Genomic DNA, 25,279 nt, shown 5'->3' with positions numbered 1-25,279 from the left:
GATGACCGCACCAGACTGGCTCGCCGACGCCATCTTCTATCAGATCTTCCCCGAGCGCTTCGCCGACGGTGATCGCTCCCTTGATCCGCTCGATACTGTGCCATGGGACTCGGAACCTACGCCTGAGAACTTCTTCGGCGGCGATCTTCAGGGCATCATCGACCATCTCGATCACATCCAGGATCTAGGCGCCAACGCCCTGTACCTCACTCCAATCTTCGAAGCTCAGACCAACCACCGCTACGACACCGTGGACTACTTCTCGGTGGACCACCGCCTCGGAGACCTCGGCACCTTTCGCCGACTACTCTCGGAGTGCCATGAACGTGGCATGCGTGTCGTGCTCGATGCCGTGCTCAATCACTGCGGAGATGGTCATCCTGCCTTCCAAGACGTCGTCGCGCGTGAGGCGGAGTCGCCCTACGTGAACTGGTTCTCGGTAGAAGGCTTCCCCGTGGTGGCTGCGCCGGAGCCGAACTACCGCACGTGTTCCGGCTGTCACTACTTGCCCAAATGGAACGTCTATAACCCGGAGGTACGTGCGCATCACTTCGACGTGGCACGCTATTGGATCGACCAGGGCATCGACGGGTGGCGTCTCGACGTGCCATATTTCATCAACCGTACTTTCTGGAGGCAGTTCCGCGACGTGGTGAAGTCTCGCAACGAGCAGCTATACATCGTCGCCGAGGAGTGGCACGAGCCGGAGCAGTGGCTCCAGGGGGACACGGCGGACGGCACGATGAACTACACGCTGCGGGACTTGGTCCTGGGCTTCACCGCTGACCGGACTCTCGACGCGGCGGATTTCGCTGCGGGGATGAACGACCTCTCGGCCCGGATCCCGCATGGCTTCCACCCCGGGATGCTGAACCTTCTGAGCAGCCACGACACCGAACGGGTCCTCACCCGACATGGTGGCGATGCCGACGCGACGCTCCTGGCATACGCGCTGATGTACGCCGCTGAGGGTGTGCCGATGGTGTACTACGGTGACGAGGTTGGCATGACAGGGGAAAATGACCCTGGATGCCGAGCTGGGATGGTGTGGGATCGCGCGCGATGGAACGCGGCCTTGTTTGAGGGGCTGCGGGATCTCGCTCGACTGCGCAGCGGCAGCCCCACGCTGCGCCGAGGGACGCAGTGGGTGACCGCCCTCGATCCCGATACAGCGCTTGTCATTCGTACGCTCGGTGGTGCGTCCACCGCGATCATTGTGCACCGGGGTGCTGGCGTTGTGCTTCGTCCTGACACCCATGACCTGCCAGAGGGAGTCGGTGAGCTTGTCCTAGGACCGCGCCAGCATCTCGTGATTGAGTGCGCCTGATGCCCGCGCGCCGCCGTGCGACTATGCAGGACGTTGCTCACAAGGCCGGCGTGTCGAAGTCAGCTGTCTCCCTGGCGTACAACGACTCGAAGAAGCTGTCGGATGCAACACTCCAGCGCATCCTCCGTGTCGCTGACGAACTTGGCTTCAGCCAGGATCCCGCTGCGCGGATGCTGCGCACCCGCCGGACCGACAGCCTTGGACTCCTCCTGCCACAACAACTCGACAAAGTGCTCGAGAACCCGTACTACTCGCTGTTCCTCCAGGGAATCGGGCAGACCTGCTACCAGGAGGGCTTCACGCTCCTGTTGGCACCGCCGTTGAGGGGGTCCATGCTCAAGACGATCCCGTATGCGGCAGTCGACGGATTCATCGTCTCGGGACTGGAGTACGACAGGGGTGAGGTCACAGCGCTACGGCAGCGCGGAATCCCTTTCGTGCTCGTTGACAGCGAATGGCATGAAGGCGTGCCGAGTGTCGATATCGACGAAAGCGAGGGGATCGCGGAGCTCGTCGAGCACCTGCTTCGTCAGGGACACCGCCGGATCGCTATCGTCGCGTTCGAGACGGGGGTCGACGGCGGATACCGAAATTGGAAGGGCCCCGTTCTGCGGCGGATGCAGGGTGCCACACGGGCTCTGGCGGCCGCGGGACTCGCTCCCGACAGCGACGGCATTACCATCCTCGAGGTGCCGTGCACCCGGCCGGGTGGCGCCGATGCGTTCAAAACGCTGTGGGGACTGCCTGAGCGTCCGACCGCAATCGTCGCATTCAGCGACATCATCGCCTACGGGGTGCTCGACGCGGCGCGCGAGGCGGGTCTCGTCGTCCCAGATGATCTCTCCGTCTCGGGCTTCGACGATCTCACCGAGTCGAGCTGGACGACCCCAACGCTCACCACGATCCGCCAGCCCATCGCGACCAAGGGCCGTCTGGCCGCCGAGTATCTCATCGAGGCGATCGCCGGCTCGGGCGCGGGGCACCCGCATCAACAACGTCTGAGCACCGCACTGCTCATCCGTCACTCCACCGGTCCCGCACCCACGCCCGGCCCGCGTTCGTAAAGAAACTGCATTCGCGCCGAATACCCTGCGAGGCATCCAGGCCGGTGGTGCGGGCCTGGTCGAGGTGCTGATCCACCCTCAGAACTCGCGTGCGAGCGGTGCGTGACGGCGCGGCGCAAATGGACAGGAACCGGTTTCTCACCTAGGCTGAAAGCGATGGAACTCGTCGCCGAAGCGAGCATGTATCGCAACCCGATCATCGATGCCGATGTGCCGGATCCCGATGCCATCCGCGTGGGAGACCGGTTCTACCTCGTCGCATCGAGCTTTCATCGCGCCCCCGGTCTGCCGATCTTCGCCTCGAACGATCTGGTCACGTGGGAGCGCATCGGCTATGCGCTCGAGCGCAACGAGCCCGCTGCGTGGTTCGCGCTGCCGCGGCACGGCGGCGGCGTGTGGGCGCCATCGATCCGTCATCACGACGGCCGGTTCGTCGTGGTGTATCCCGACCCCGATCAGGGCGTGTTCGTCGTCACTGCCGAGGACGCGGCCGGCCCCTGGTCGGCCCCGCACCTGCTGCTGCCCGGACTCGGGATCATTGACCCGTGCCCGCTGTGGGACGACGACGGCGCTGCGTATCTCGTGCACGGTTGGGCGCGTTCGCGCGCGGGCCGCAAGAACGTGCTCACCGTCGTTCCGGTCGATGCCGGGCTGCGGCATCCCGCGGGCTCTGCCGTCGACGTCATCGACGGCGACGCGCTCGAGGGGTTCACCACGCTGGAGGGCCCCAAGTTCTACAAACGCGACGGCGCGTACTGGATCTTCGCACCCGCCGGTGGCGTGGCCACCGGGTGGCAGACGGTATTCCGTTCCGACACCCCGTACGGCCCGTACGAACATCGCGTCGTGCTGGCGCAGGGCGAGAGCCCGGTCAACGGTCCGCACCAGGGCGCCTGGGTCGACGACGGCGCCGGGGGCGACTGGTTTCTGCATTTTCAGGACCGCGGGGTGTATGGCCGGGTGCTGCACCTGCAGCCGATGGCGTGGGGCGATGACGGCTGGCCGCTCATGGGCGCGGCCGTCGACGGCGGGCCGGCGCAGCCGGTGCTCGCGCACCGCTCGCCCCGGGGCCGCTTGCAGGGCGCCCGCACTCTCGCGCGCTCCGATGACTTCGCACAGGGGCGCCCGGGCATCCACTGGCAGTGGGAGGCAGACCCCGACCCCGGGGTCGTGCTCGGCACCGGGCCGGGGCTCGCACTGCGTGGCGGCTGTGACGGGGGCAGCATCCGCACTCTTCCCACCGTGCTCTCCCAGGCCCTCCCCGGCCAGCCGTGCACGGCCGCCGTCGACATCACCTGGGATGCCGCAGCCCCCGGCGGCCGCGCCGGGCTGGCCGTGCTCGGCCGTGCCTACGCCTGGGCCGGACTGCGGCGCACCGCCGAAGGGGTCGAGGCCGTCGTCGCGGTGCGTGGGGCAGACGAGCAGCACGAACGCGTCGTGGCGGCGGTGCCGCTGAGCGAGCCGCGCGTGCACGTCGCCGTCGCCGTCGACGCCCAGGCCCGCGTGCGGGTGCAGCTGACGACGGCGCAGGGCATCATCGACGTCGACCCGGGATTCCACGCTGTCGAGGGGCATTGGGTCGGGGCATCCCTCTCCTTGTTCGCCGCCGGCCGGTACGGGGCCGAAGAGACGATAGCGCGGTTCGAGCGGTTCACGGTCGACGTGAGGAATGAGTGACCATGGCAGCCAGACGCGCGCGCACCACCCACACTCGTGACACGACGATCAACGACATAGCGAAGGCGGCCGGGGTCTCCAAGGCCACCGTCTCGCGGGTGATCAACGGCGTGCCGACCGTGAACGAGCAGATCGCCCAGCGTGTACGCGATGTCATCGACGAGCTCGGGTACACGCCGAGCCAGACGGCGCGTTCGCTCTCGCTCGGGGTGAGTCGCACGGTGGGTGTTCTCGTGCCCGACCTGGGCAACCCGATGTTCCACCAGGTGCTCAACGGCTTCAACCGCGCGGCGGCGCGCGACGGCTACCACGTCGTGGTCACCGACTCGTTCGAAGACGCCGACCGTGAAGCGGCGCTGGCCAAAGACCTGCGCGATCGTACCGATGCGGTGGCGCTGTTCGCCCCGCGCATGACCCGCGAGAACCTTCTGGCGCTGCTGCCGAAGGTCGCCCCGGTCGCGGTGTTCAACCGCACCACCGGCAAGAACGCCGGTTCGGTGCTGATCGACTACCACGAGGGCATCCTGCTGCTGGCCCGTCACCTCATCGACCTCGGCCACCGGCGCATCGCCTTCTTGTCGGGCCCCGCTTACGCCCGCTCGAACTGGGAACGCGAGCGCGGGCTCGCCGAGATGCGTGAGGCCGTGCCCGATGTCGAGATCATCGACGTGGCCTGCGGGCACTCGTTCGAAGACGGGTACAACGCCTGGCCCGCGGTTCGCGAGATGGCTGCCACTGCCGTCATAGCGTTCAACGACGTGGTGGCGCTGGGGCTGCTCGGCCGACTGGCCGAAGAGGGCGTCTCGGCGCCGGCGCAGCTGTCGGTGGCCGGGTTCGACGACATTCCGTTCTCACGGTATTCCTCGCCGTCGCTGACGACGGTGACCTCGCGGCTGAGCGAGATCGGCACCCGCATCTGGGAGGTCTTGCGTGCCGAGATGACCGATACGCCGATTCGCGAACCGATCATGTTCTCCCCCGAACTGGCAGCCCGGGGCAGCACGAAGGAGATCCGATGATGATCGACCTGTTGCGCAGCGGCGAGGCGCAGGTGGTGTATCACGACGGTGCCGGGCTCGACCGGGTGCTGGCCCCGCGGCCGTTCCTGACGGCGAGTTCCCCGTCGGGGGTGGCCGTCACCGAGGTGAGTCCCGACGATCACCCCCATCACCTCGGTCTGAGTCTGGCGCTGCCCGACGTGAACGGCGTGTCGTTCTGGGGCGGCAACACGTTCGTGCGTGGGCACGGACCGGCACTTCTCGACAACCACGGGGTGCAGCGGGTCGACGAGCGCGAGATCAGCGAGGGACGCATCGCCGAGCGGCTGTCGTGGCTCGACCCGAAGGGCGCCGTGCTGCTCGACGAGGAGCGCGTCATCACCGCGCGTGCGGCCGACGAGGGGTGGGAGCTGGTCTGGACGACGCGACTGACCGCTGTCGCCGGCTCGGTCGGCTTCGGCAGCCCGCAGACAAACGGTCGCGTGGGCGCTTTCTACGGGGGCCTCTTCTGGCGCACACCGTTCGCCGACGCGCGCGTGCGCACCGCCGATGGCGAGGGCATCGCCGCGGCGCACGGGTCGGACTCGCCGTGGCTGGCAGTCGACACGCCCGCGGCATCCCTGGTCGCTGCCTCCACGACGCGGATGCCGTGGTTCGTGCGGCACCGTGGCTACGTCGGATTCGCCCCGGCCGTGGCCGTCACCGGGCGGCGCACGCTGGCCGCGGGCGAATCCTTGCATCTCGACCTGGCCGTCGCCGTGCGCGACCGGCCGGCGCCTCATCCGGCCGAGATCGCCGACGGCCTGTTGGCCGGCGTCGGAGACGCGGTATGAACGCGCCGCGCCTGGCCGTCATCGGCACCGGCGGACACGGCGGCAAGCACCTGGCCCGGGCTGTGCGCCTGCACGAGGAAGGGCGGGTTCGGCTTGTCGCAGTGGGCGACCCGAACCCACCCGGGCCCGAGCTGATTCCCGCCGACACCCGGTGCCACCCCGACGGCCTGAGCCTGCTCGCTGCCGAAGACGTCGATGTCGTCATCGTGTCCACGCCCATCCACACGCACTTCTCGATAGCGGCGGCGGCGGTGCGCGCCGGCGCCGATGTGCTGCTCGAGAAGCCGACCACGGCCACTCTCACCGAGTACGACGAACTCGTCGCGCTGACCGCTGCCCACCGTGCGCGGGTGCAGATCGGCTTTCAGAGCCTCGGCTGCGCCGCCGTCGACGTCGTGCGCCGGCGGATCGCCGAGGGTGTGATCGGCGAGGTCATGCGCTTTTCGGCCACCGGCGCCTGGGTACGCGATGAGCGGTACTGGGCTCGGGCACGCTGGGCGGGACGGCGCACTCTGGACGGCGTGGTGGTCGCCGACGGCGTGCTCACCAATCCGCTGGCCCACGCCACCGCCACTGCTCTGGCCCTCTCGGGTGCGACCGGTCGTGACGCCATCGCAGAGATCGAGCTCGATCTGCACCGGGCCAACCCCATCGAGGCAGACGACACCTCGGTCGCGATTCTGCGGCTGACCGACGGGCGCCGGCTGACCACGGCGGTCACGTTGGCCGCTGCCGCGACCCACGAGCCCTTCGTCGAGGTCGTCGGCGAGAGCGGCACCCTGCGCCTGTACTACAAGACCGGAAAGCTGGTCACGCTCGACGTGCACGGCACCGTGCGTGACGAACAGACCTTCGGCTTCGGCGATCTGCTCGACGATCTGCTGTCGGCGCGCGCGAACGGGCACCCGCTTTTCGCGCCGATCGAACAGACCGGCGCCTTCATGCGCCTGGTCGATGCGGTGGTGCGTGCACCCGTACCGCGGGCCATCGCGCCCGAGCACATCGAACGCCATGACGACGCGGCCGGCGTGCACCTTGTCGTGCGCGGTGTCGAAGCGGCCATCGATCGGGCTCTGCGTGCGCAGAAGACATTCACGGCGTTGGGTGTGCCCTTCGCCGCCCCTGTCGCCGCCGCGCGATGAGCGGTGCGCTGCACGATTTCACCGCGCAGGCGAGCGCAGCCGGCATCAGCCTGCATTCTCTCGAGGTCAGCGTCGAGGGGCACACCATGGTCCGCAGCGGCGTCGCGCCGTTCGGAGTAGAGGTGCCCCACCGCCTGTACTCGGTGTCGAAGTCGTTCACGGGCCTGGCGATCCTGCTGCTGGCACAGGAGGGGATGCTGCGCCTGACCGACGGCATCATGCAGTATTTCCCTGAGATGGCGCCGGTGCACCCCTGGCTGGCGCAGACCCGTATCGACGACATGCTGGCCATGACCGGTCCGCACAGCCGCACGAGCTATGTCGAGGGCGCGGGCGACTGGCTCGCCTCCTACTTCCGCGTGCCGCCCACCCACAGACCGGGCACCCTCTTCACCTACGACACGAGCGCGAGTTATGTGCTGGCCGCGCTCGTCGAGCGGCTGAGCGGCACGGCGCTGCTGGACTATCTGCGCCCGCGCCTGCTCGACCCGCTCGGCATCAGCGGCGGCGCGCGCATGCTCACCGGTCCCGAGGGCATCGCTCACGGGGGTTCGGGGTTGATAGCGGCACCGGCCGGGATGCTGCGCCTCGCCGAGACGCTCAATGGCGCCGGCCTGTGGCGGGGCAAGCGGATTCTTCCCGCAGCAGTCGTCGACAGGCTGCGCGAACCGCGCAGCGACCCGGGTCTGCAGACCTGGGGTGCACCGTTTCGCGCGGGCTACGGGCGGCAGCTCTGGCTGCCCGGCGGCGACAGCTGGATGATGTTCGGTCTGGGCGGTCAGGTGGTCTACGGCGACCCCGCCCGTGCGCTGGCGGCCGTGGTCACCGCCGACACCACACCGCTGGCCAGTGGCGACCAGCGGTTGGTCGAACTGCTGCTGCGCGCTCTGTCTGTCGACGAGTTCGGCGCACAACCGCACGCGGCCCTCACGCTGCAGCCGGTCACGCCCGCCCATCGGGTCTCGCACGCCCGCACGCTGGCCGGTCGGTACGCCGCCGTCACCGGCGAGCGCGCCCCCGCGACCCTCGAGCTCGCGGTCGACGCCGCGGGAGGAAGCGTGCGGACGGCAACGTACACGCTGCCGTTCTCGATCTCTGCCCCCACGATCACCACACTCAGTCTCGGCGCGGCGGTGGTCACGGCGGGCTGGTCATCGCCCGGGGTGCTCGACGTGCAGGTCAGCGCGCTCGGCGATGACATCGCCTCGGTGCGTCTGCGGCTCGTGGCCACCGATGACGAGGTCGTCACGGTGCAGTCGCAGGGGTTCGGCCCCGCGATCGACGCGTCGTGGTCGTGGCGGGGCAGCTACCGAGCCTGAACCACCGCGGTCTCGATCAGGCCGGCGTGCACGATGTCGGCGACCAGGGCCGCTCCTGCCGCCGACAGATGAGTGTCATCGTGCGCGCCCGCCGGATGCCCGGGCCACTGGCCGGGCTCGAGCCAGAGGAACGATGACTTGCTGCCTTCCACACCTTGGCGCTGCCACACCTCGGCGGTCGCAAGCGTGAGATCGATGAGCGCTGTGCCTTCGTCGCGGGCCACCGCGCGGGTCTGGTCGGGATACCGCCCGTGCGTGGAAACCAGTCGCCCGTCGACAAAGTGGCGTCGCTCGATCGGGGTGAGCAGCACCGGTGTGGCGGCGCGCTCGCGCGCGCCGGCGACGAAGCGCCGGAGGTTCGCCGGGAACGCGGCATCCGGGTCGCTGTACCGCTCATCGGGTTTGCCGTCGTTGTGCCCGAAGCACACCAGCAGCAGATCATCGGGGCCAAGATCGCCCAGGGCGGCATCGAGAAGACCGGCCGCGATGAAGCTGCGGGTGCTGGCCCCCGACAGCGCGTGATTGACCACATCGAGACCCTCATGGGTCGCCAGCGCCTGGCCCCAGCCGGTACGCGGCGCCAGCTCGGCAGGGTAATCGCAGGCCGTCGAGTCGCCGGTGATGACGATGCGCACCGGTCAGCCCTTGACCGAGCCGACCAGCGCGCCCTTGACGAAGAAGCGCTGCACGAACGGGTAGACCAGCAGCATCGGCATGGTGGCCACGAAGATCACGGCCATGCGCACCGATTGCGCGGGCGGCACGACTTCGACCGCCGACTCGTCGGCGTTCAGGCCACTGGCCACGATCACTATCTGGCGCAGCAGCACCTGGATCGGCCACTTCTCAGAGCTGTTGATGTACAAGATCGCGCTCTGGTAGGTGTTCCAGTAGTACACCGCGTAGAACAGCCCGATGGTGGCGATCGAGGCCAGCGACAGCGGCAGCACGATGCGCCAGAACACACCCAGTTCCGAGCATCCGTCGATGCGAGCTGCCTCTTCGAGACTGTCGGGAATGCCCTGGAAGAAGCTGCGCATGATCACGAAGTTGAAGGCGTTGATGGCGACCGGGATGATCAGCGACCACAGCGAGTCGATCATTCCGAGGCTCTTGACCACGATGAACGTCGGGATCATGCCGCCGCTGAAGAGCATCGTGAACACCACGAGGAAGTTGATGACGCGTCGGCCCTTCAGGTGTCGCTTCGAGAGCGCATAGGCCATGAAAGCCGTGAGGATCAGGCTCACCAGCGTGCCGCCCACCGTGACGATCGTCGAGACCCCGAGCGCGCGGAAGATCGTCGGCGTCGAGAGGATGTAGCGGTACGCCTCCAGCGAGAACGTGCGCGGCCACAGGACGAACGGGCGCGTGGCCAGTTCGCCGGGGGTTGCCAGCGAACTGGCGAGCACGTTGACGAACGGCAGCAGGCACACCAGCGCGAACGCCGTGAGCACCACGACGTTGACGACGGTGAACACCCGGCGGCCGGGTGTCATGCCGCGCTTGGCGCGCGAGACGCGACGCAGCTGGATCGGGATCGTCTCGTTGGTGACCGGACCTGATGTCGTGCTGCTCATGTCGAACTCCGGGGGTGAGGCGGCCGCACCGCGAACAGCGCTGCGGAGAGGAAGAAGAAGAACGCTATCGGGTACAGGATCAGCTGCGTGCCGAACAGGCACACCAGGCCCGCGGCCAGAAACCACCATCCGGTGCGGCGCCGGCGCGGACGGTGTGCGGCGAAGAAGAATCCGATGGCGCACAGCAGTGCGGTGAGGATCAGCGAGAATCCGAACCAGCCGGCCAGAGTGCCCAGGATCACCTCGGCGTCGCCGGCGGCGAAGTTCAGGCCGGCCGCGCGCAGTCCCGGAACGATCGTGGATTGCAGGGTCGCCTCGTCGCTGCGCGTGACCACCAGCACGAATCCGCCCTGCAGCACGGCCGCGCCGGCCATGCCGATGCCGGCGATCCACCGTTCCGCACGCCGGCGCACGGGTGCGGCATCCCGGCTCTGCACCTGCTCGGTGCCCACGGCGCTCACCCCGACACTCCCTCGTGCTGCTGCAGGCGGGCGGTGTCATCGATGACCAACGCCGGACCCGAGGCCCCCGTCACCCGCACGTCGGTCAGGCGCAGTCCCGTCGTGAAGCGGGCGTGGATGCCGGCGCCGGCCATCATCGGCACTCCGTCGGCCATCGCGGGGACCGCCGCGGTCGGATCGGGCGCGAACGAGACAGCGACATCGTCGAGGGTGATCTCCTCGAGCGGGGCCTCGGGAAGTCCCGAGACCCATGCGGCGCACGCGTGCACATTCGTCGCGGTGACGTGGGAGAGATGGATGCCGCTGATGCGCGGGGTCCCGGCGTCGACAGGATAAGCTGCGCGGTCTGAGACGGCGGGCAGCTTGCCATCGGGGCCGCAGAAGTAGAACGGGTTTATCACCAGGGGGCACGAGACCTCGTCCATGACGATGTTCGACCCCCGCACGTCGGAGACAGTACCGCCGCGCCCGCGCCGGGTCTTGATGCGGATGCCACGGTCGGTGCCGGCGAAAACACAGTTCGAGATGACCACCCCGCGCACGCCGCCGCTCATCTCGCTGCCGATCACCACGGCGCCGTGCCCGTGGATCATGGTGCAGTTGGTGATGGCGATGTTCTCGCAGGCCACGCGCTGCGGCGAGCGCTCGCTGCCGGCCTTGATGGCGATGCAGTCGTCGCCGACGTCGATGTGACAGTCGCTGATGCGCACGTTGCGACACGACTCGGGGTCGATGCCGTCGGTGTTGGGCGATGCGGGCGGGTTGAGAATGCGGATGCCGCTGATGCGCACGTCGTCGCACAGCAGCGGGTGCACGGTCCAGGCGGGGGAGTTGCGCAGCGTCACTCCGGTGATCTCCACGCGTGTGCACTCGTGCAGACCGAGCAGGGTGGGACGGGGGTAGGCGAGCGCTCCGTCTCGGAACCGGCTCCACCACCATGCGCCGCCGCCGTCGATCTCGCCGCGACCGGTGATGGCGATGTCGTTCTCGCCACGCGCATAGACGCACGGGGAGTGGATGGTGGTCGAGGCGCCCTCCCACCGTGCACCCACCGGGGGATACAGCGCGGGGTCGGCGACGAATCGCAGCACCGCCCCCGCTTCGAGGTGCAGCTCGACGCGGGAACGCAGGCGCAGAGCGCCGGTTTCGTGCACGCCGGGCGCGACCGACACGCGCCCGCCGCCGGAATCGGCCGCCCGGTCGATGGCATCCTGCAGCGCGCGGGTCGTCCGCTTCGCCTCAGAGGTGTCGCTCCGGGTGATCATGCTCTGCACCTGCGTCCCGCTCTCACTCACTTGCTTGCGTTGTACGACGCGGTGAACTCATCGATCACCTTGTCCAGGCCCTGCCCGTGCAGTTTCTCGATCGCCGCGTTGTAGCCGTTCATGTCGAGCTGGCCGACCATGAACTTGTTGTAGGCGTCGGTTGCTCCCTGAAGGATCGTCGACCAGTCGCGGTCGAAGGTCTCCGACGACAGCGGAAGGGAGGGGTCGACCACCGCGTACTGGGTGTTCTCATCCATCAGCTTCTGTGCTTCGTCGACGTAGGGCGTGGTGCTCTTGAACGTCGTGACGATGTCGGAGGGACGCGACGACGAATACGGCTCCACTTCCTGCTCCCACAGTGACTGGTCCTTGATCGTGACGACGCCCTGATCGTCGAGCGTGTAGTGCGTGCCTTCGATCCCGTTCGTCATGAGCGAGAAGGCGTCCTTGTCCAGCAGCTTGTCGATGAAGCCCAGGATGGATTTGAGTTCGTCCTCGCTCTTCACCTTCGAGGTCGAGATGGCCAGCCACCCGCCGAAGCCGCCGTTGGTGTCGGACAGAATGCGACGCGGAACACTGCCGTAGGTCATGTCGTTGACCAGCGCCCACGCCATCGGCGTGTTGGGGTCGGCGCTCTGGGCCAGTGCCATGTAGTTCTTGGCCTCGAACAGGCCGGTGACCACGATGCCGCCCTTGCCCTGGGCGATGGCATCCTGCTGGTTCTTCTTCTGCACCGTGACGAACTCGTTGTTCACGGCGCCCTGCTCGTAGAGGCCGTGGTACCACTGCATGGCCCGCCGGAAAGCGTCGGTGTCGAACGACGGCACGATCTTGCCCTCATCGTTGAGCTCGAAGTTGTTGCCGGCGCCGAAGTATCCGGCCAGCATCTTGAAACCGAGGTTGAAGCTCTCGGCGCGGTCGAGGAAGCCGGTCGTGTCGTCCTTGCCATCGCCGTCGGGGTCGTCGTTGGTGAACGCGACGGCGACCTTCGCGAGATCCTCGATGGTGTGCGGCACCTCCAGGCCCAGCTTGTCGAGCCAGTCCTGACGGATGAGCACGCCGTAGCGGGCCATCTGCTTCTGGAACGGGATGCCGTACAGGTGCCCGTCGACGCGGGCCGAGGCGATGGTGTCCTGATTGATCTTGGCGAGGTTGGGATAGTCCTTCAGGTACTTCTCGACATCCCAGAACTGCCCCGACTTCAGCGCCTGGCGCACCGAAGTGTTGGTGATGTTCGTCAGCGAGGTGATGTCGGCGAGCGAGTCAGACGCGAGGGCGGCGTTGATCTTCTCGTCTTTGGAGGCGTCGGGCACCCACTGGAAGTCGACGCTGCGACCGGTGTAGTCCTCCAGAGCCTTTTGGACCGGCCCGTCGGCTTCCGGTGTGGTGGCGGTGTGCAGCATCGCCATCCACGTGATCGTCTTATCGGTCTTGCCGGTCGCGTCGTCGTCCGACGACCCGCACGCGGTGAGCGCGAGCGCGGCGACGGCGACGGAAGCGACGGCGATTCCGAGCCTGCTGTGGTTCCTCATTCTGTTGTTCCTCTCGCAAGGTGGAGATGGGTCCGCGAGGTTTCGCGCGCCCGGGGGGAAGGAGAAGTCTGTGCATCACTCGCGCTGAGCTGCCCGAAGACGATGCGGGTCACGAACCCGACGGCGGCGGCGGGGATGCCGACGCCGAACAGCACGAGCAGGGGCAGCGCGCACGCGTACAGCAGCCACACCAGGCCCGCCACCACGGCGCCGGCCACGATCGTCCAGTGCAGCGAGCCGACGCCGAGCATCAGTGCCGCGGCGATCTGGCGGGGGATGCCGCGTACGTCGGTGGCCGCCATCACCGGGAACACATAGGCGGCGATGACGGCGATGACGGCGAGGGCGACGATGTTCGCGAACTGCAGCAGCCAGGTGCCCACCGAGAAGATGTTCGTGACGACGATCACGGTCGCGCCCGACAAGATCACCCCCATCGCCACCGAGCGCCAGTACTGCGTGCGCACGTGGCCGAAGAAGGCACGGGTCACCGGCGGCGTCTGGCCCCGGCGGAACCAGCCGTCGATGTAAGCGGCCATCGCATACGACGCGGGGCCGATGCCGAACACGACCAGCCCGAGCACCGTCGTGGCCAGCCACAGTAGGTTCAGATAGGCGAGGCGATACACGCTGCGCAGAGCGGTGTTGATGCGCATCATGCCCTCGTAGGAGAACATCAGAACACCCCCTCCTCGCCGAAGCGCTTGGCGAGTCTGTTCGCCGCGACGACCAGCACGAGCCCCACCAGGCCCTTGAACATGCCGACGGCTGCGGCGTAGCTGAGCTGCCCGTTCTGGATGCCGGCGGTGAACACATAGGTGTCGAAGATCTCGCCGACCTGTCGGTTGAGCGAGTTGAGCACCAGGAACATGTGCTCGAAGCCGAGTTCGAGGAAGTCCCCGATGGCCAGGATGAACATCACGATGATGGTCGGGCGAATGGCCGGCAGGGTGATGTGCCAGGTCTGCAGCCAGCGTCCGGCGCCGTCGATCTCGGCGGCCTCATACAACTGCAGGTCGACGGCGGTCATCGCGGCGAGGTAGATGATCGTCCCCCATCCGGCGGTCTTCCATACCTCTTGCATCACATACAGGGGACGCAGCCACGTCGGATCGGTGAGGAACGGGATCTTGCCCAGTCCCCACGACTGCAGAAGGTTGTTGATACTGCCGCCGTCGGTGGTCAGCAGTACATAGAACAGCGAGACCACGATGACCCACGACATGAAGTGCGGCAGGTAGATGATCGTCTGCACACTGCGCTGGAACATCTTCGTGCGCACCTCGTTCAGCAGCAGCGCGAGGATGATCGGCACCGGGAACGAGAAGACCAGCAGCAGCAGCGACACCGTGACGGTGTTGCCCAGCAGCATCAGGAAGGTGTCTTCGGTGAAGAACCGGATGAAGTGCGCGAACCCGACCCAGGGGCTGGCCAGGATGCCGCGGAAGGGCGAGTAGTCCTGGAACGCGATGACCAGGCCCCCCATCGGCAGGTACTTGAAGACGAGGAAGTACACGATGCCGGGCAGGGCCATCAGGTACAGCGCCCGGTGGCGCCAGAGTGCGTGCCAACGAGAATGCTTGCGGCGCGGCGGCAGGGGTGCCGCGGGCAGGTCTGCGACCGCCTCGGGCGGTGAGGCCAGCACGGTCATTCCGCCGCCTTCGCGGTCGCGATATCTGTTGCCATCGGCATGCTTCTTCCTGTAACTCCTCATCGAGTCCGAGACCACGGAAGGTCAGCGTCGACCCGTTCGGTAACCGGTTTCTCACGAGGGTAACACGCAAGCTCTACCGCGACAAGCACTGATTGGACAACGGTTTCCCATAGATGCCGACAGGGCTTCGCGGTCAGCGGGGGTGGCCCTTTCCACCTCGGGGCTCGTACGATGGACAACGGACGGATAGCGCTTTCCCACCTCCGTCATCGTACGTCGCCTCAGGAGGACCGCATGCCTCATCCACCCGCCCACCGTGCGCGCACCGCCATCATCGGCACCGGCGCGATAGCCCACGCACACGCCGAGGCGCTGCGGGTGCTGGCCGACCGCGCCGAGCTGGTCGCGGTGGTCGACGTCGACGTCGACCGCGCGCGTGCCTTCGCGGCGCAGTTCGGTGCGGCCACGGTGTACGAGAACGCGGGGCAGCTGCTGGCGCACGAGCGACTCGACCTGGTGCACGTGTGCACGCCGCCGCAGACGCACGCGCCGCTGGCGATCCAGACGCTGCACGCGGGCGTGCCGGTGCTGGTGGAGAAGCCGACTGCGCTCAGCCTGCGCGAGATGGATGAGATCATCGCCGCCTCGGATGCGACCCGCGTTCCCGCCCTCACGGTGTTCCAGCATCGCTTCGGCGCGGCCGCGCAGCGGCTGAGGGGGCTCGTGGCGCAGGGCGCGTTGGGCCGCCCGCTGGTGGCCACGTGCGAGACGCTGTGGCATCGCACCGCCGACTACTTCGATCTGCCCTGGCGCGGAAGGTGGGACATCGAGGGCGGCGGACCTACGATGGGCCACGGCATCCATCAATTCGATCTGCTGTTGGCGGTGCTGGGTCCCTGGCGGCGCGTGTCGGCGTTCGCTGCGCGGCAGGTGCTGCCCACCGACACCGAAGACGTCTCGACCGCGGTGGTGGAGTTCACATCGGGAGCGTTGGCCACGGTCGTGAACTCGATCGTCTCGCCACGTGAGACCTCACGTCTGCGCTTCGACTTCGAGTACGCCAGCGTCGAGGTGGAGCATCTCTACGGCTACACCGACGCCGATTGGCGGTTCACCCCGGCTGCCGGCCACGAGGCGCTCGCCGCGCTCTGGGAGGGGCCTGCCGCCGCGCATCCGAGCGGGCATCGTGACCAGCTCGCGGCCATTCTCGACGCCCTCGCCGACGGTCGCGTTCCCGCCGTCGATGCGCACGAGGCCCGGCGTACGCTCGAGTTCGCCGCGGCGACCTACGCCTCGGCGTTCCGCGGCGAGATCGTGCACGCCGGCGACATCGCCGGATCCCACCCGTTCGCCTCGTCGATGCACGGCGGCGCCGTTCCCTGGCAGCCCCACAAGGAGATAGTCCGATGACCCTCGTCCTGGCCCCCAGCGATGGATCGTTCGGTGTGGCCGACGGCGACATCGAGCTGTTCCACTATGTGTACCGGCCCGACACGCCGCAGCTCGAGTCACCCAAGCCCTATCTGCACCCGATCCGCACGCGCGCCGGGCGAGAGCTCACTCTCTTCCGGCCGTGGGACCACGTGTGGCACAAGGGCCTGTCGTGGTCGCTGCCGGTCGTCGACGACGAGAACTTCTGGGGTGGACCCACCTTCGTGCGCGGTCAGGGGTACGTGCAACTGCCCAACGACGGCTCTCAGCGGCACCGCTCGATCGTGCGGTGCGACCTCGTCGACGGTGTGGTCACCTTCGCCCATGACCTGGACTGGATCACCCAGGACGGCCGCACGATGTTCGACGAAAGACGCACGCTGACCGCACGCGTGCTGGGTGACCGGGCCTGGGCGCTCACCTTCGCGACGAAGATGACCAACACGACCGACGCCGACATCACGATCGGATCGCCGACCACCCGAGGTCGTGAGAACGCCGGCTACGGCGGGCTCTTCTGGCGCGGGCCGCGCTCGTTCACCGAGGGACTGCTGGTCACCCCCGACGGCAGCGGCAGCGGCGACGAGGTGCGCGGTCAGCGTCACGAATGGATGGGGTTCGCCGGGCGCCACGACGTGATCGACGCCTCGTCGCTGGTGGTGATGGTGGATGCCGCGGACAACCCGCAGCATCCGCCGCAGTGGTTCGCACGCTCGACCGAGTTCGCCGCGCTGAACCCAGCCCCCTTCTTCAGTGATGAGATCGTCGTCCCCGCCGGTGGCACGGTCGGGTTCCGCTATGCGGTGGGCCTGGCCGATGCCGACGCCGGCGCAGCTGCCGAGCTCGCTGGCGTGCTGCGGGAGGTGCTCGGATGAACTCCTTCCCGGGCGGTGTGGCCGTCACCGACCTCGAGGTGTACGACACGGCGGCCTGCGATGGCCGCGTGGGCGGCAGCCCACACCTGCACACCGCTTCGAGCGAGGCGTACATCGTGATCGCCGGCACCGGGGCGGTGCACACGCTCAGCGCCCAGGGTTACGCCGAGCATTCTCTCGAGCCCGGCGACACGCTGTGGTTCACACCGGGCACCATCCACCGCCTGATCAACGGCGGCGGGCTGCGACTGCTGGTGGTGATGTCCAACGCCGGACTTCCCGAAGCGGGCGACGCCGTGTTCACCTTTCCCGCGCACGTGCTCGATGACCCCGACGCGTACCGGGCGGCCGCGACGCTGCCCGACGGACCCGATATCGCCCAGGCCGTACAGGTGCGGCGCGATCTGGCCGTCGAGGGTTTTCTCGCACTGCAGCGCGGCGGGGCCGAGGCGCTGGCTGCCTTCCACACGCAGGCGGCCCGGCTCGTGGGCGGCCGGATCGCGCGGTGGCAGAAGATCTGGGAACGGTCCGTCGCGGCGCCGGCCGCGGCGACCCGGGATCAGCTGACCGCGCTCGCCGCCGGTGAGCCGGGAGCGCTCGGTGCGGCATCGGTCACCCGCGCGGTGAGGGAGCCGGGGGAGCGTGCATGGGGCATGTGCGGCCGGTTGCGGACGTGGAGCGAGGACGTGCGATGATCGAGACCATGCCCGAACGACTGCGCTGCGCGATCGTCGGCACCGGAGGGGTCGCGCAGCTGCATGCCCGCGCGGTGGCCGCGCATCCGCGCGCCGAGCTTGTCGCCGTCACCGACCTGAGTCGCGAGCGCGCCGACGAGTTCGCCGCCCGCTGGAGCGTGCCCGCCGTCTACGACACCCTCGACGAGCTGCTGGCCACCGAACACCCCGACGTCGTGCTGGTGTGCACCCCGCCGGTCGCCCACCACGACCAGACGCTGGTCGCGCTGGCCGCCGGCGCCCACGTCGTGGTCGAGAAACCGCCGGCGTCGTCGCTGGACGAACTCGACGAGATGCGCCGTGCCGCCGACGCTGCCGACCGGCGCCTGGCGGTCGTCTTCCAGCAGCGCACCGGAACGGCCGCCGCGCACGTGAAGCGGCTGCTGGCCGACGGCGCTCTCGGCCGTCCGCTGCTGGCCGTGTGCCAGACGCTCTGGTACCGCGGCGACGACTATTACGCGGTGCCCTGGCGGGGCAAGTGGGCGACCGAGGGCGGCGGGACCACGCTGGGTCACGGCATCCATCAGCTGGATCTGCTCGGATACCTGCTGGGCGACTGGGCGAGCGTGCAAGCGCGGCTGTGGCGCCTGGACCGTGACATCGAGGTGGAGGATGCTTCGACGGCCACGGTGACATTTGCAAACGGCGTCGTCGCCCAGGTCGTCACCAGTGCCGTCTCGCCCCGCGAGGTGAGCGCCATCCGCATCGACACCCAGAAGGCGACAGTGACCGTCGAGCACCTCTACGGGCACGGACACGAGAATTGGAAGATCACTCCCGCGCCGGGGTTCGAGGCCGAGGCCGCCGCCTGGGCGCTGCCCGAGATCGAGGAGCGCAGCGACCACGCGCCGCTGCTGCGTGACGTGTTCGATGCGCTGCTGACCGGGGCCCCGCTGCCCGAGACCGCCGACGAGCCGGCCCGTACCTTCGAGCTGGTCGCGGGGATCTACGCGTCGGCCGCCGCCGACGGCGCCGTGCTGACCCCGGCCGACATCGCCGTCCATCCCACGCACCGCCGGGGCTTCGCAAGCCCGGTCACCGACATGCGCGAGGGATGAGTGTGCACGAGCTGTATCGCGACCCGGTCTATGACGGAGCGACCGATCCGACCGTCGTGATCGCCGACGACGGGTGGTGGATGTTCTACACGCAGCGGCGTGCCGGCCACCCCGATCCGGGACCGGGGGTGAGCTGGGTGCACGGCAGCCGCATCGGCGTCGCGCGCTCGGCCGACGGCGTCGCGTGGTCGTACGCGGGCACGCTGGAGCCGGATGCTGCGGGGCTGAGGCTGAATGCCGACGGTCCGCCGGTGGTGGTGGATGCCACACACTGGGCGCCCGAGGTGGTGCACGACGGTGCCCGCTGGCGGATGTACCTCACCGAGATCGACGGCGTTCCCGACCGATGGCCCGGCCATGCCCGGCGCATCGTGGAGTACTCCTCGGCCGACCTGCGCGACTGGCGTCGCGTCGCAGAGCTTGCGCTGGACAGCGACCGCGTGATCGACGCCGCCGTGACGCGGTGCCCCGACGGCCTCTGGCGGCTGTGGTACAAGGATGAAGCGGCCGGCTCGGTCACCAAGGTGGCGACCTCGACCGATCTGCGTCGGTGGGATGCCGCGGGCACAGCGATCGGCGGCCGCGCGCATGAAGGCCCCTTCGTGTTCGCGCTGGGCGGCTGGTGGTGGATGATCACCGATGAGTGGCGGGGTCTTGCTGTGCACCGCTCGCCCGACGCGGTGACCTGGGAGCGGCAGGGTGGACCCGACGATGTCATCCTGGCCGGCGACGACGGCGCACCGCGTGCCCACCATGGCGCAGCCGTGCGCGAGGGCGACCGGATGTGGTTCTACTGGTTCGGGCACCCGCTGGCCGCACCCGACCGCGGCGCCGAGGCGACCTCGCTTGACGACCGGCGCAGCGCCGTCTATCGCAGTCGGCTGACGGTGGTCGACGGTGTGCTCACCGCGACCGTTATTGAATCGTCTCAAATTGATGACCGCTGAGTGTTGCTATTCGCTTGCCGGTGGATTAGTCTGACCGGGCAAGCGCTTTCCCACACCCGGTGTCCCACCTCGGAACCGTGAGCGCCTGCATCCCTCGCACGACCGACAAGGGCGTCCCGCAGGATCACGCGACGACGCACAAGAGAGGACAAGGATGTTCAGCAAGAGAAAGCTCGCGGGCGCCGTCGCCATGGCGGCCAGCGCTGCGGTATTGCTCGCCGGATGCGCCGGCGGCGGCGGTGGCGATGACAAGGGCGCTGCCACGCTCGACCCGAACGAGAAGGTCACGCTCGACCTGGCCTTCTGGGGCAACGACGTTCGCGCCAAGCTCTACGACCAGGTGATCGCCGAGTTCGAGAAGAAGTACCCGAACATCACGGTGAACTCCACCTTCTTGGACTTCCCCGCCTTCTGGGAGAAGCGCCAGACCGAGGCCGCCGGCGGCGGCCTGCCCGACGTGATGCAGTTCGACTACTCGTACCTGCGTCAGTACTCCGAGAACGGGCTGCTGCTCGATCTCGACCCCTACCTGGGCAACATCATCCAGACCGAGCCGCTGGGAGACAACATCCTCTCGATCGGCGTCGTGAACGACACCACCTACGCGATTCCGACCTCGACGAACGCGTGGGGTCTGTTCACGAACCCGAAGCTTCTCGAGCAGGCCGGTGTCGACGACTTCGCCGGTGGCAGCTGGGCCGACTACACCGATTGGATGGGCAAGGTCACCACGGCCGCCGACGGCGAGTTCTACGGTGGCAGCGACTACACGGGGCGCATCCAGAACTTCGAGCTGCAGCTGCGCTCTGAGGGCAAGAACCTCTTCAACGACGACGGCACCGCCGGTTTCGACGAGGCCCGCCTGAAGCAGTTCTGGGAAGAGGGCGCCACAGCCCGCGACGGCATCGTCGTTCCGCAGAAGACCGTGGAAGAGCTCTCCCCCCTCGGCCCCTTCGACACCGCCAAGACGGCGAGCGAGCTGACCTGGGACAACTTCGGCGCCGGCTACCTGGCAAACCTCGGTGAGGACTTCACCTCGCTGAACCTGATCGCCCCACCGGTCACGAAGGAGGGCGCGAAGGACCTCTACCTGAAGCCCTCGATGCTGCACGCCATCTCGGCGAAGACGAAGCACCCCGCCGCGGCGGCGACGCTGGTGGACTTCCTTATCAACTCGCCCGAGTCCGGCAAGATCTTCGGCACCAACCGGGGCCTGCCGGCCTCGACCACGGCCCTCGAAGCCGCCGAGCTCGACCCGCTGAGCCAGCAGATCAAGGACTACGAGGCATCCATCCAGGACCGCCTGGGAGATGCGCCGCCCGTGCCGATCGTCGGCTACGGCACGCTCGAAGAGAAGTTCCGGGTGCTGGGCACCGAGCTGAACTTCGGCACGATCTCGGTCGATGACGCCGTCAAGGAGTTCTTCTCCGAGATGGACGTCCAGCTCAACCAGTAGTGCACCGTCTCCGGGCCGAGGGTACCCTCGGCCCGGAGACCGCGAGCCCAGCGAGGGGAGAGACCGTGAGCACCACGGCCACCAGGGTCATCGTCACCGACAAGCCGGCGCGCCGGCTGTACCGCCGGCGTCGACCCGAGTACAACAACCGTCCGCAGCAGCGGGCGCGCGCACGACGCGAGACCCTGGCGGGGTACGGCTTTCTCATCCCCTGGCTGGTGGGCTTCTTCGGCCTGACGCTCGTGCCGATGGTGTACTCGCTCTACCTCTCCTTCACGAAGTACAACCTTTTCGCGGCGCCGAAATGGATCGGCCTGGACAACTATGTGCGGCTGTTCACGAACGACCCCAACTTCGTCCAGTCCGTGTGGATCACGCTCATCTACGTGTTCATCGGCACCCCGATCAGCCTGGCCGCCGCACTGGCGGTGGCCATGCTGCTGAACTACCGCGACCGCGGCGCCGGGTTCTTCCGCTCGGCCTTCTACGCCCCCTCGCTGATCGGCGCCTCGGTGTCGGTGGCCATCGTGTGGCGGGCGATGTTCTCCACCGACGGCCCGGTCGACGCCGCGCTGAACTCCATCGGCATCCATCTGGGCGGCTGGATCGGGAATCCCGCCATGGTGCTGCCGATGATGATCCTGCTGCACGTGTGGCAGTTCGGCTCGACGATGGTGATCTTCCTGGCCGGCCTCAAGCAGGTTCCCAAAGAGCTCTACGAAGCCGCCGAGATGGACGGCGCGGGCGCCTGGCGCCGCTTCACGGCCGTGACCATCCCGATGCTCTCGCCGGTCATGTTCTTCAACCTGCTGCTGGGCCTGGTCGGCGCCTTCCAGGTCTTCGCCTCGGCCTACATCATCTCCAACGGCACCGGGGGCCCGGCCGGCATGACGAACTTCCTCACCGTCTACCTCTACAAGCGCGGCTTCTCCGACGGTCAGATGGGCTACGCCGCCGCCATCGCGTGGGTGCTCCTGGTGGTCGTCGCGCTCATTGCCTTCATCCTCTTCCGCACTCAGAGATCGTGGGTGCACTACGCAGGAGACGACCGATGACCACTGCATCGCTGAACGAACCCGGCCTGGACATCGTCGCGCAGCAGCTCGAGGGTGCCGGCCCCCGCCGCCCCCGTCGCGTCACGCGCAAGACGTGGCAGACGGTGATCTGGCTGGTCGGCCTCCTGGTGCTGACCGTGATAGTGCTGTATCCGCTGGTGTGGCTGTTCCTGTCGACGTTCAAGCCGAACGCCGAGTTCGGGCAGAACCCGGGCCTGCTGCCGCAGAACCCCACGTTCGAGAACTACGGCAAGGTGATGGAGGGCATCGCCGGGGTGCCGATGTGGCGGTTCTTCGCGAACTCGCTCATCCTGGCCGTCTCGGCCGTGGTCGGCACGGTGTTCTCGTCGGCCCTGGCCGCCTATGCGTTCGCGCGCGTGCAGTTCAAGGGCCTGGGCATTCTTTTCGCGGCCATGATCGGCACGCTGCTGCTGCCCGTGCACGTGCTGATCATTCCGCAGTACATCATCTTCAACAAGCTCGATCTGATCGACACCTTCGTGCCGCTGATCCTGCCGAAGTTCCTGGCCACCGAGGCGTTCTTCGTCTTTCTCATCGTGCAGTTCATCCGTCAGATGCCGCGTGACATGGATGAGGCGGCACGTATCGACGGCGCCGGGCATTTCCGCATCTTCTGGTCGATCATCCTGCCGCTGATAAAGCCGGCCCTGATCACCTGCGCGATCTTCGCCTTCATCTGGACGTGGAACGACTTCCTCGGCCCGCTGCTGTACCTGACCAGTCCCGACAACTATCCGCTGCCCATCGCACTGCGGCTGTACAACGACCAGACATCGTCGAGCGACTACGGTGCGACGGTGACCGCGTCGTTCATCGCGCTGATCCCGATCCTGTTGTTCTTCATCGTGTTCCAGCGCTTCCTCGTCGAGGGCGTGGCCACGCAGGGGCTGAAGGGATGAGCCTGGCCACGGCTCGCCGCCGCGAGCGCACCGCCCGCCGCCGCGATCGCGACGGCAGCGGGCCCACCGTCGGCGACGGCCCGATCGCCCGCTTCCCGGGGGCTACCGGGGCCTTCGCGTTGCTCGGCGAAGTGCTGATGACGGGCATGCTCATCACTCTGGTCGCTCTGCCGATCGTCACTGCTCCCACGGCGCTGGCCGCCGGCATCCGCCATCTGCGGCGCTACGTCGCCGCCGATGACTCCCGCCTCGCGCACTTCTGGGCCGATGTGCGCTCAGGCATCGTGCCCGGTCTGGGCGTCGGCGTCGGCGCGGTGGTGATCGCCGTGCTGCTGGCCGCCGACATCCGCGTGGCGACGATCGCCGAGCTGCCGGGAGCCTGGCTCGTCGGCGCGTTCGGCTGGGTCGCCCTGGCCGTGCTGGCCGGTGCGCTGCTGCTGATCGCCGGTGCCTGGTCGCCCGAACTCGGCTGGCGCGGCGCCGTGCGCGTCGCACCGCGGCTGGTCGCCCGCGACCCGCTCGGTGCCGTCTATCTGCTGGTGACGGTGGGCGTCGTCGCCGTCGTCACGTGGATGCTGACCCCGCTGCTCGTCGCGATCATCGGTTGCGCTGCCCTGGCGGTCGTGGCCGTTCCGGTGCGCGGTCGGCGCCGCGGCGCCGATGCGAGCCGGTGAGTGTGGCCGGCTCGTGCCCGTGACTGCTTGCGCGGGTGGGCATCGCATGGCACGATAGACGGGAAAGCGCTTACCGCCCGCACTCATCGATCCGAAGGAAGACATGTCAGAGTCGACAACACCGACCGTCCGCGAAGTCGGCATCATCATGAACGGCGTCTCGGGCCGCATGGGCTACCGCCAGCACCTGCTGCGTTCGATCCTCGCGATCCGTGAGCAGGGCGGCATCGAGCTGCCCGACGGCAGCCGCCTCACCGTCAAGCCGCTACTGGTGGGGCGCAGCGAAGCGAAGCTCGCCGAGATCGCCGAGCGGCACGGCATCGCCGACTACACCACCGACCTCGACGCGGCTCTGGCCGACCCTCGCTGGGAGATCTACGGCGACTTCCTGGTCACCAAGGCGCGCGCGGCGGCGCTGCGCAAGGCGATAGCTGCGGGCAAGACGATCTACACCGAGAAGCCCACCGCCGAGACCGTCGACGAGGCGCTCGAACTTGCCCGCCTCGCTGCCGAGGCCGGGGTGAAGACGGGGGTCGTGCACGACAAGCTCTACCTGCCCGGCCTGCTCAAGCTGCGCCGGCTCATCGACTCGGGCTTCTTCGGCCGCATCCTGTCGGTGCGCGGCGAGTTCGGCTACTGGGTGTTCGAGGGTGATTGGCGCCCCGCCCAGCGCCCCAGCTGGAACTATCGCGCCGAAGACGGCGGCGGCATCATCGTCGACATGTTCCCGCACTGGAACTACATTCTCGAGAACCTGTTCGGCGGTGTGCGCAGCGTCTACGCCCAGGCATCCATTCACATCCCCGACCGCTGGGACGAGAACGGCGAGCACTACGACGCGACCGCCGAAGACGCCGCCTACGGCGTGTTCGAGCTCGACGGGGGAGTGATCGCCCAGATCAACTCGAGCTGGACGACCCGGGTCAACCGCGACGAGCTCGTCGAGTTCCACGTCGACGGCACCCACGGGTCGGCCGTGGTGGGACTGTTCGGCGCGAAGATCCAGCATCGCAACGGCACGCCGAAGCCGGTCTGGAACCCCGACATCCCCGACGAACACGACTACGACGCGTTCTGGTCGCAGGTACCGGTCGACGACGTGTTCCAGAACGGCTTCCGTCAGCAGTGGGAGGAGTTCCTCACCTCTTACGCGACCGGCACCGACTACCCATACGACCTTCTCGCCGGCGCCCGTGGGGTGCAGCTGGCCCAGGCGGGCCTGCAGTCGGCGCGCGAGGGACGCAAGGTCGAACTGCCGACGCTGAGTCTTCACTGAC

The 25,279-nt window shown here is 68.0% G+C and carries 24 protein-coding genes; 17 read left to right on the top strand and 7 right to left on the bottom strand.

Annotated features, from left to right (window positions below):
- The first annotated feature begins 1 nt into the window (after nt 1).
- From ET475_RS03140 to ET475_RS03110, 7 genes are all read left to right on the top strand, one after another.
- Nucleotides 2–1,327 (top strand): glycoside hydrolase family 13 protein, encoded by a 1,326-nt coding sequence (locus ET475_RS03140; RefSeq protein ID WP_129385935.1) that lies wholly within the window; start codon nt 2–4, stop codon nt 1,325–1,327.
- Complete coding sequence (locus tag ET475_RS03135; protein ID WP_129385933.1) at nt 1,327–2,391, top strand: LacI family DNA-binding transcriptional regulator; 1,065 nt, start codon at nt 1,327–1,329, stop codon at nt 2,389–2,391. Before ET475_RS03140 ends, ET475_RS03135 begins: the two co-directional genes overlap by 1 nt.
- 156 nt (nt 2,392–2,547) lie before the next feature.
- Nucleotides 2,548–4,068: a glycoside hydrolase family 43 protein gene (locus ET475_RS03130; RefSeq protein ID WP_129385931.1), complete on the top strand. Its 1,521-nt coding sequence runs from the start codon at nt 2,548–2,550 to the stop codon at nt 4,066–4,068.
- Nucleotides 4,069–4,070: 2 nt separating this feature from the next.
- Complete coding sequence (locus tag ET475_RS03125; RefSeq protein ID WP_129385928.1) at nt 4,071–5,087, top strand: LacI family DNA-binding transcriptional regulator; 1,017 nt, start codon at nt 4,071–4,073, stop codon at nt 5,085–5,087.
- Nucleotides 5,084–5,899, top strand: a complete 816-nt coding sequence (locus tag ET475_RS03120) for a DUF6807 domain-containing protein (protein ID WP_129385925.1) — start codon at nt 5,084–5,086, stop codon at nt 5,897–5,899. The genes ET475_RS03125 and ET475_RS03120 overlap by 4 nt, the downstream gene beginning before the upstream one ends.
- On the top strand, nt 5,896–7,041 hold the full coding sequence (locus ET475_RS03115; RefSeq protein ID WP_129385923.1) for a Gfo/Idh/MocA family protein: 1,146 nt from the start codon (nt 5,896–5,898) through the stop codon (nt 7,039–7,041). Before ET475_RS03120 ends, ET475_RS03115 begins: the two co-directional genes overlap by 4 nt.
- Nucleotides 7,038–8,360 (top strand): serine hydrolase domain-containing protein, encoded by a 1,323-nt coding sequence (locus tag ET475_RS03110; protein WP_129385921.1) that lies wholly within the window; start codon nt 7,038–7,040, stop codon nt 8,358–8,360. The genes ET475_RS03115 and ET475_RS03110 overlap by 4 nt, the downstream gene beginning before the upstream one ends.
- Here the strand turns inward: ET475_RS03110 and ET475_RS03105 are convergent.
- The 7 genes from ET475_RS03105 to ET475_RS03075 are packed head-to-tail and all read right to left on the bottom strand — an operon-like array spanning nt 8,348 to nt 14,912.
- Nucleotides 8,348–8,995 carry a rhamnogalacturonan acetylesterase gene (locus ET475_RS03105; protein ID WP_129385919.1) on the bottom strand — a complete coding sequence of 216 codons (648 nt, stop codon included), beginning with the start codon at nt 8,993–8,995 and terminating at the stop codon, nt 8,348–8,350. The genes ET475_RS03110 and ET475_RS03105 overlap by 13 nt on opposite strands.
- A gap of 3 nt (nt 8,996–8,998) precedes the next feature.
- On the bottom strand, nt 8,999–9,940 hold the full coding sequence (locus ET475_RS03100) for a carbohydrate ABC transporter permease (RefSeq protein WP_129385917.1): 942 nt from the start codon (nt 9,938–9,940) through the stop codon (nt 8,999–9,001).
- The gene (locus tag ET475_RS03095) at nt 9,937–10,401 is read right to left on the bottom strand and encodes a hypothetical protein (protein ID WP_129385914.1); all 465 of its coding nucleotides are present in this window, start codon (nt 10,399–10,401) and stop codon (nt 9,937–9,939) included. The genes ET475_RS03100 and ET475_RS03095 overlap by 4 nt, the downstream gene beginning before the upstream one ends.
- On the bottom strand, nt 10,398–11,666 hold the full coding sequence (locus ET475_RS03090; RefSeq protein WP_129385912.1) for a glycoside hydrolase family 28 protein: 1,269 nt from the start codon (nt 11,664–11,666) through the stop codon (nt 10,398–10,400). Before ET475_RS03090 ends, ET475_RS03095 begins: the two co-directional genes overlap by 4 nt.
- 26 nt (nt 11,667–11,692) lie before the next feature.
- Entirely contained in the window at nt 11,693–13,198 is a 1,506-nt protein-coding gene (locus ET475_RS03085; protein ID WP_129385910.1) for a type 2 periplasmic-binding domain-containing protein, read from the bottom strand.
- Nucleotides 13,195–13,875 carry a YesL family protein gene (locus tag ET475_RS03080; protein WP_129385907.1) on the bottom strand — a complete coding sequence of 227 codons (681 nt, stop codon included), beginning with the start codon at nt 13,873–13,875 and terminating at the stop codon, nt 13,195–13,197. Before ET475_RS03080 ends, ET475_RS03085 begins: the two co-directional genes overlap by 4 nt.
- Nucleotides 13,875–14,912, bottom strand: coding sequence for an ABC transporter permease (locus ET475_RS03075; protein WP_277985762.1), 1,038 nt, complete (start codon nt 14,910–14,912; stop codon nt 13,875–13,877). Before ET475_RS03075 ends, ET475_RS03080 begins: the two co-directional genes overlap by 1 nt.
- A 234-nt stretch (nt 14,913–15,146) precedes the next feature.
- Between ET475_RS03075 and ET475_RS03070 the strand changes: the two genes are divergently transcribed.
- From ET475_RS03070 to ET475_RS03025, 10 genes are all read left to right on the top strand, one after another.
- On the top strand, nt 15,147–16,262 hold the full coding sequence (locus ET475_RS03070) for a Gfo/Idh/MocA family protein (protein ID WP_129385905.1): 1,116 nt from the start codon (nt 15,147–15,149) through the stop codon (nt 16,260–16,262).
- Nucleotides 16,259–17,158, top strand: a complete 900-nt coding sequence (locus ET475_RS03065; protein WP_129385903.1) for a DUF6807 domain-containing protein — start codon at nt 16,259–16,261, stop codon at nt 17,156–17,158. The genes ET475_RS03070 and ET475_RS03065 overlap by 4 nt, the downstream gene beginning before the upstream one ends.
- Nucleotides 17,155–17,853, top strand: coding sequence for a cupin domain-containing protein (locus ET475_RS03060; protein ID WP_129385901.1), 699 nt, complete (start codon nt 17,155–17,157; stop codon nt 17,851–17,853). Before ET475_RS03065 ends, ET475_RS03060 begins: the two co-directional genes overlap by 4 nt.
- Nucleotides 17,850–18,950, top strand: coding sequence for a Gfo/Idh/MocA family protein (locus ET475_RS03055; RefSeq protein WP_242497745.1), 1,101 nt, complete (start codon nt 17,850–17,852; stop codon nt 18,948–18,950). The genes ET475_RS03060 and ET475_RS03055 overlap by 4 nt, the downstream gene beginning before the upstream one ends.
- Complete coding sequence (locus ET475_RS03050) at nt 18,947–19,897, top strand: family 43 glycosylhydrolase (protein ID WP_242497744.1); 951 nt, start codon at nt 18,947–18,949, stop codon at nt 19,895–19,897. The genes ET475_RS03055 and ET475_RS03050 overlap by 4 nt, the downstream gene beginning before the upstream one ends.
- A 154-nt stretch (nt 19,898–20,051) precedes the next feature.
- Entirely contained in the window at nt 20,052–21,353 is a 1,302-nt protein-coding gene (locus ET475_RS03045; RefSeq protein WP_129385898.1) for an ABC transporter substrate-binding protein, read from the top strand.
- Nucleotides 21,354–21,418: 65 nt separating this feature from the next.
- A complete protein-coding gene (locus ET475_RS03040) occupies nt 21,419–22,408 on the top strand; it encodes a carbohydrate ABC transporter permease (protein WP_129385896.1) in 990 nt (329 codons plus the stop codon).
- Nucleotides 22,405–23,328: a carbohydrate ABC transporter permease gene (locus ET475_RS03035; RefSeq protein WP_129385894.1), complete on the top strand. Its 924-nt coding sequence runs from the start codon at nt 22,405–22,407 to the stop codon at nt 23,326–23,328. The genes ET475_RS03040 and ET475_RS03035 overlap by 4 nt, the downstream gene beginning before the upstream one ends.
- On the top strand, nt 23,325–24,002 hold the full coding sequence (locus ET475_RS03030) for a hypothetical protein (RefSeq protein ID WP_129385892.1): 678 nt from the start codon (nt 23,325–23,327) through the stop codon (nt 24,000–24,002). The genes ET475_RS03035 and ET475_RS03030 overlap by 4 nt, the downstream gene beginning before the upstream one ends.
- A 103-nt stretch (nt 24,003–24,105) precedes the next feature.
- On the top strand, nt 24,106–25,278 hold the full coding sequence (locus ET475_RS03025; RefSeq protein ID WP_129385890.1) for a Gfo/Idh/MocA family protein: 1,173 nt from the start codon (nt 24,106–24,108) through the stop codon (nt 25,276–25,278).
- Nucleotide 25,279 lies beyond the last annotated feature (1 nt).

This window comes from Microbacterium protaetiae, from assembly GCF_004135285.1.
In the GTDB taxonomy this organism is placed as follows: domain Bacteria; phylum Actinomycetota; class Actinomycetes; order Actinomycetales; family Microbacteriaceae; genus Microbacterium; species Microbacterium protaetiae.
The sequence above is the reverse complement of the archived record's forward strand: the minus strand, read 5'-3'. Positions and strand labels throughout refer to the sequence as shown.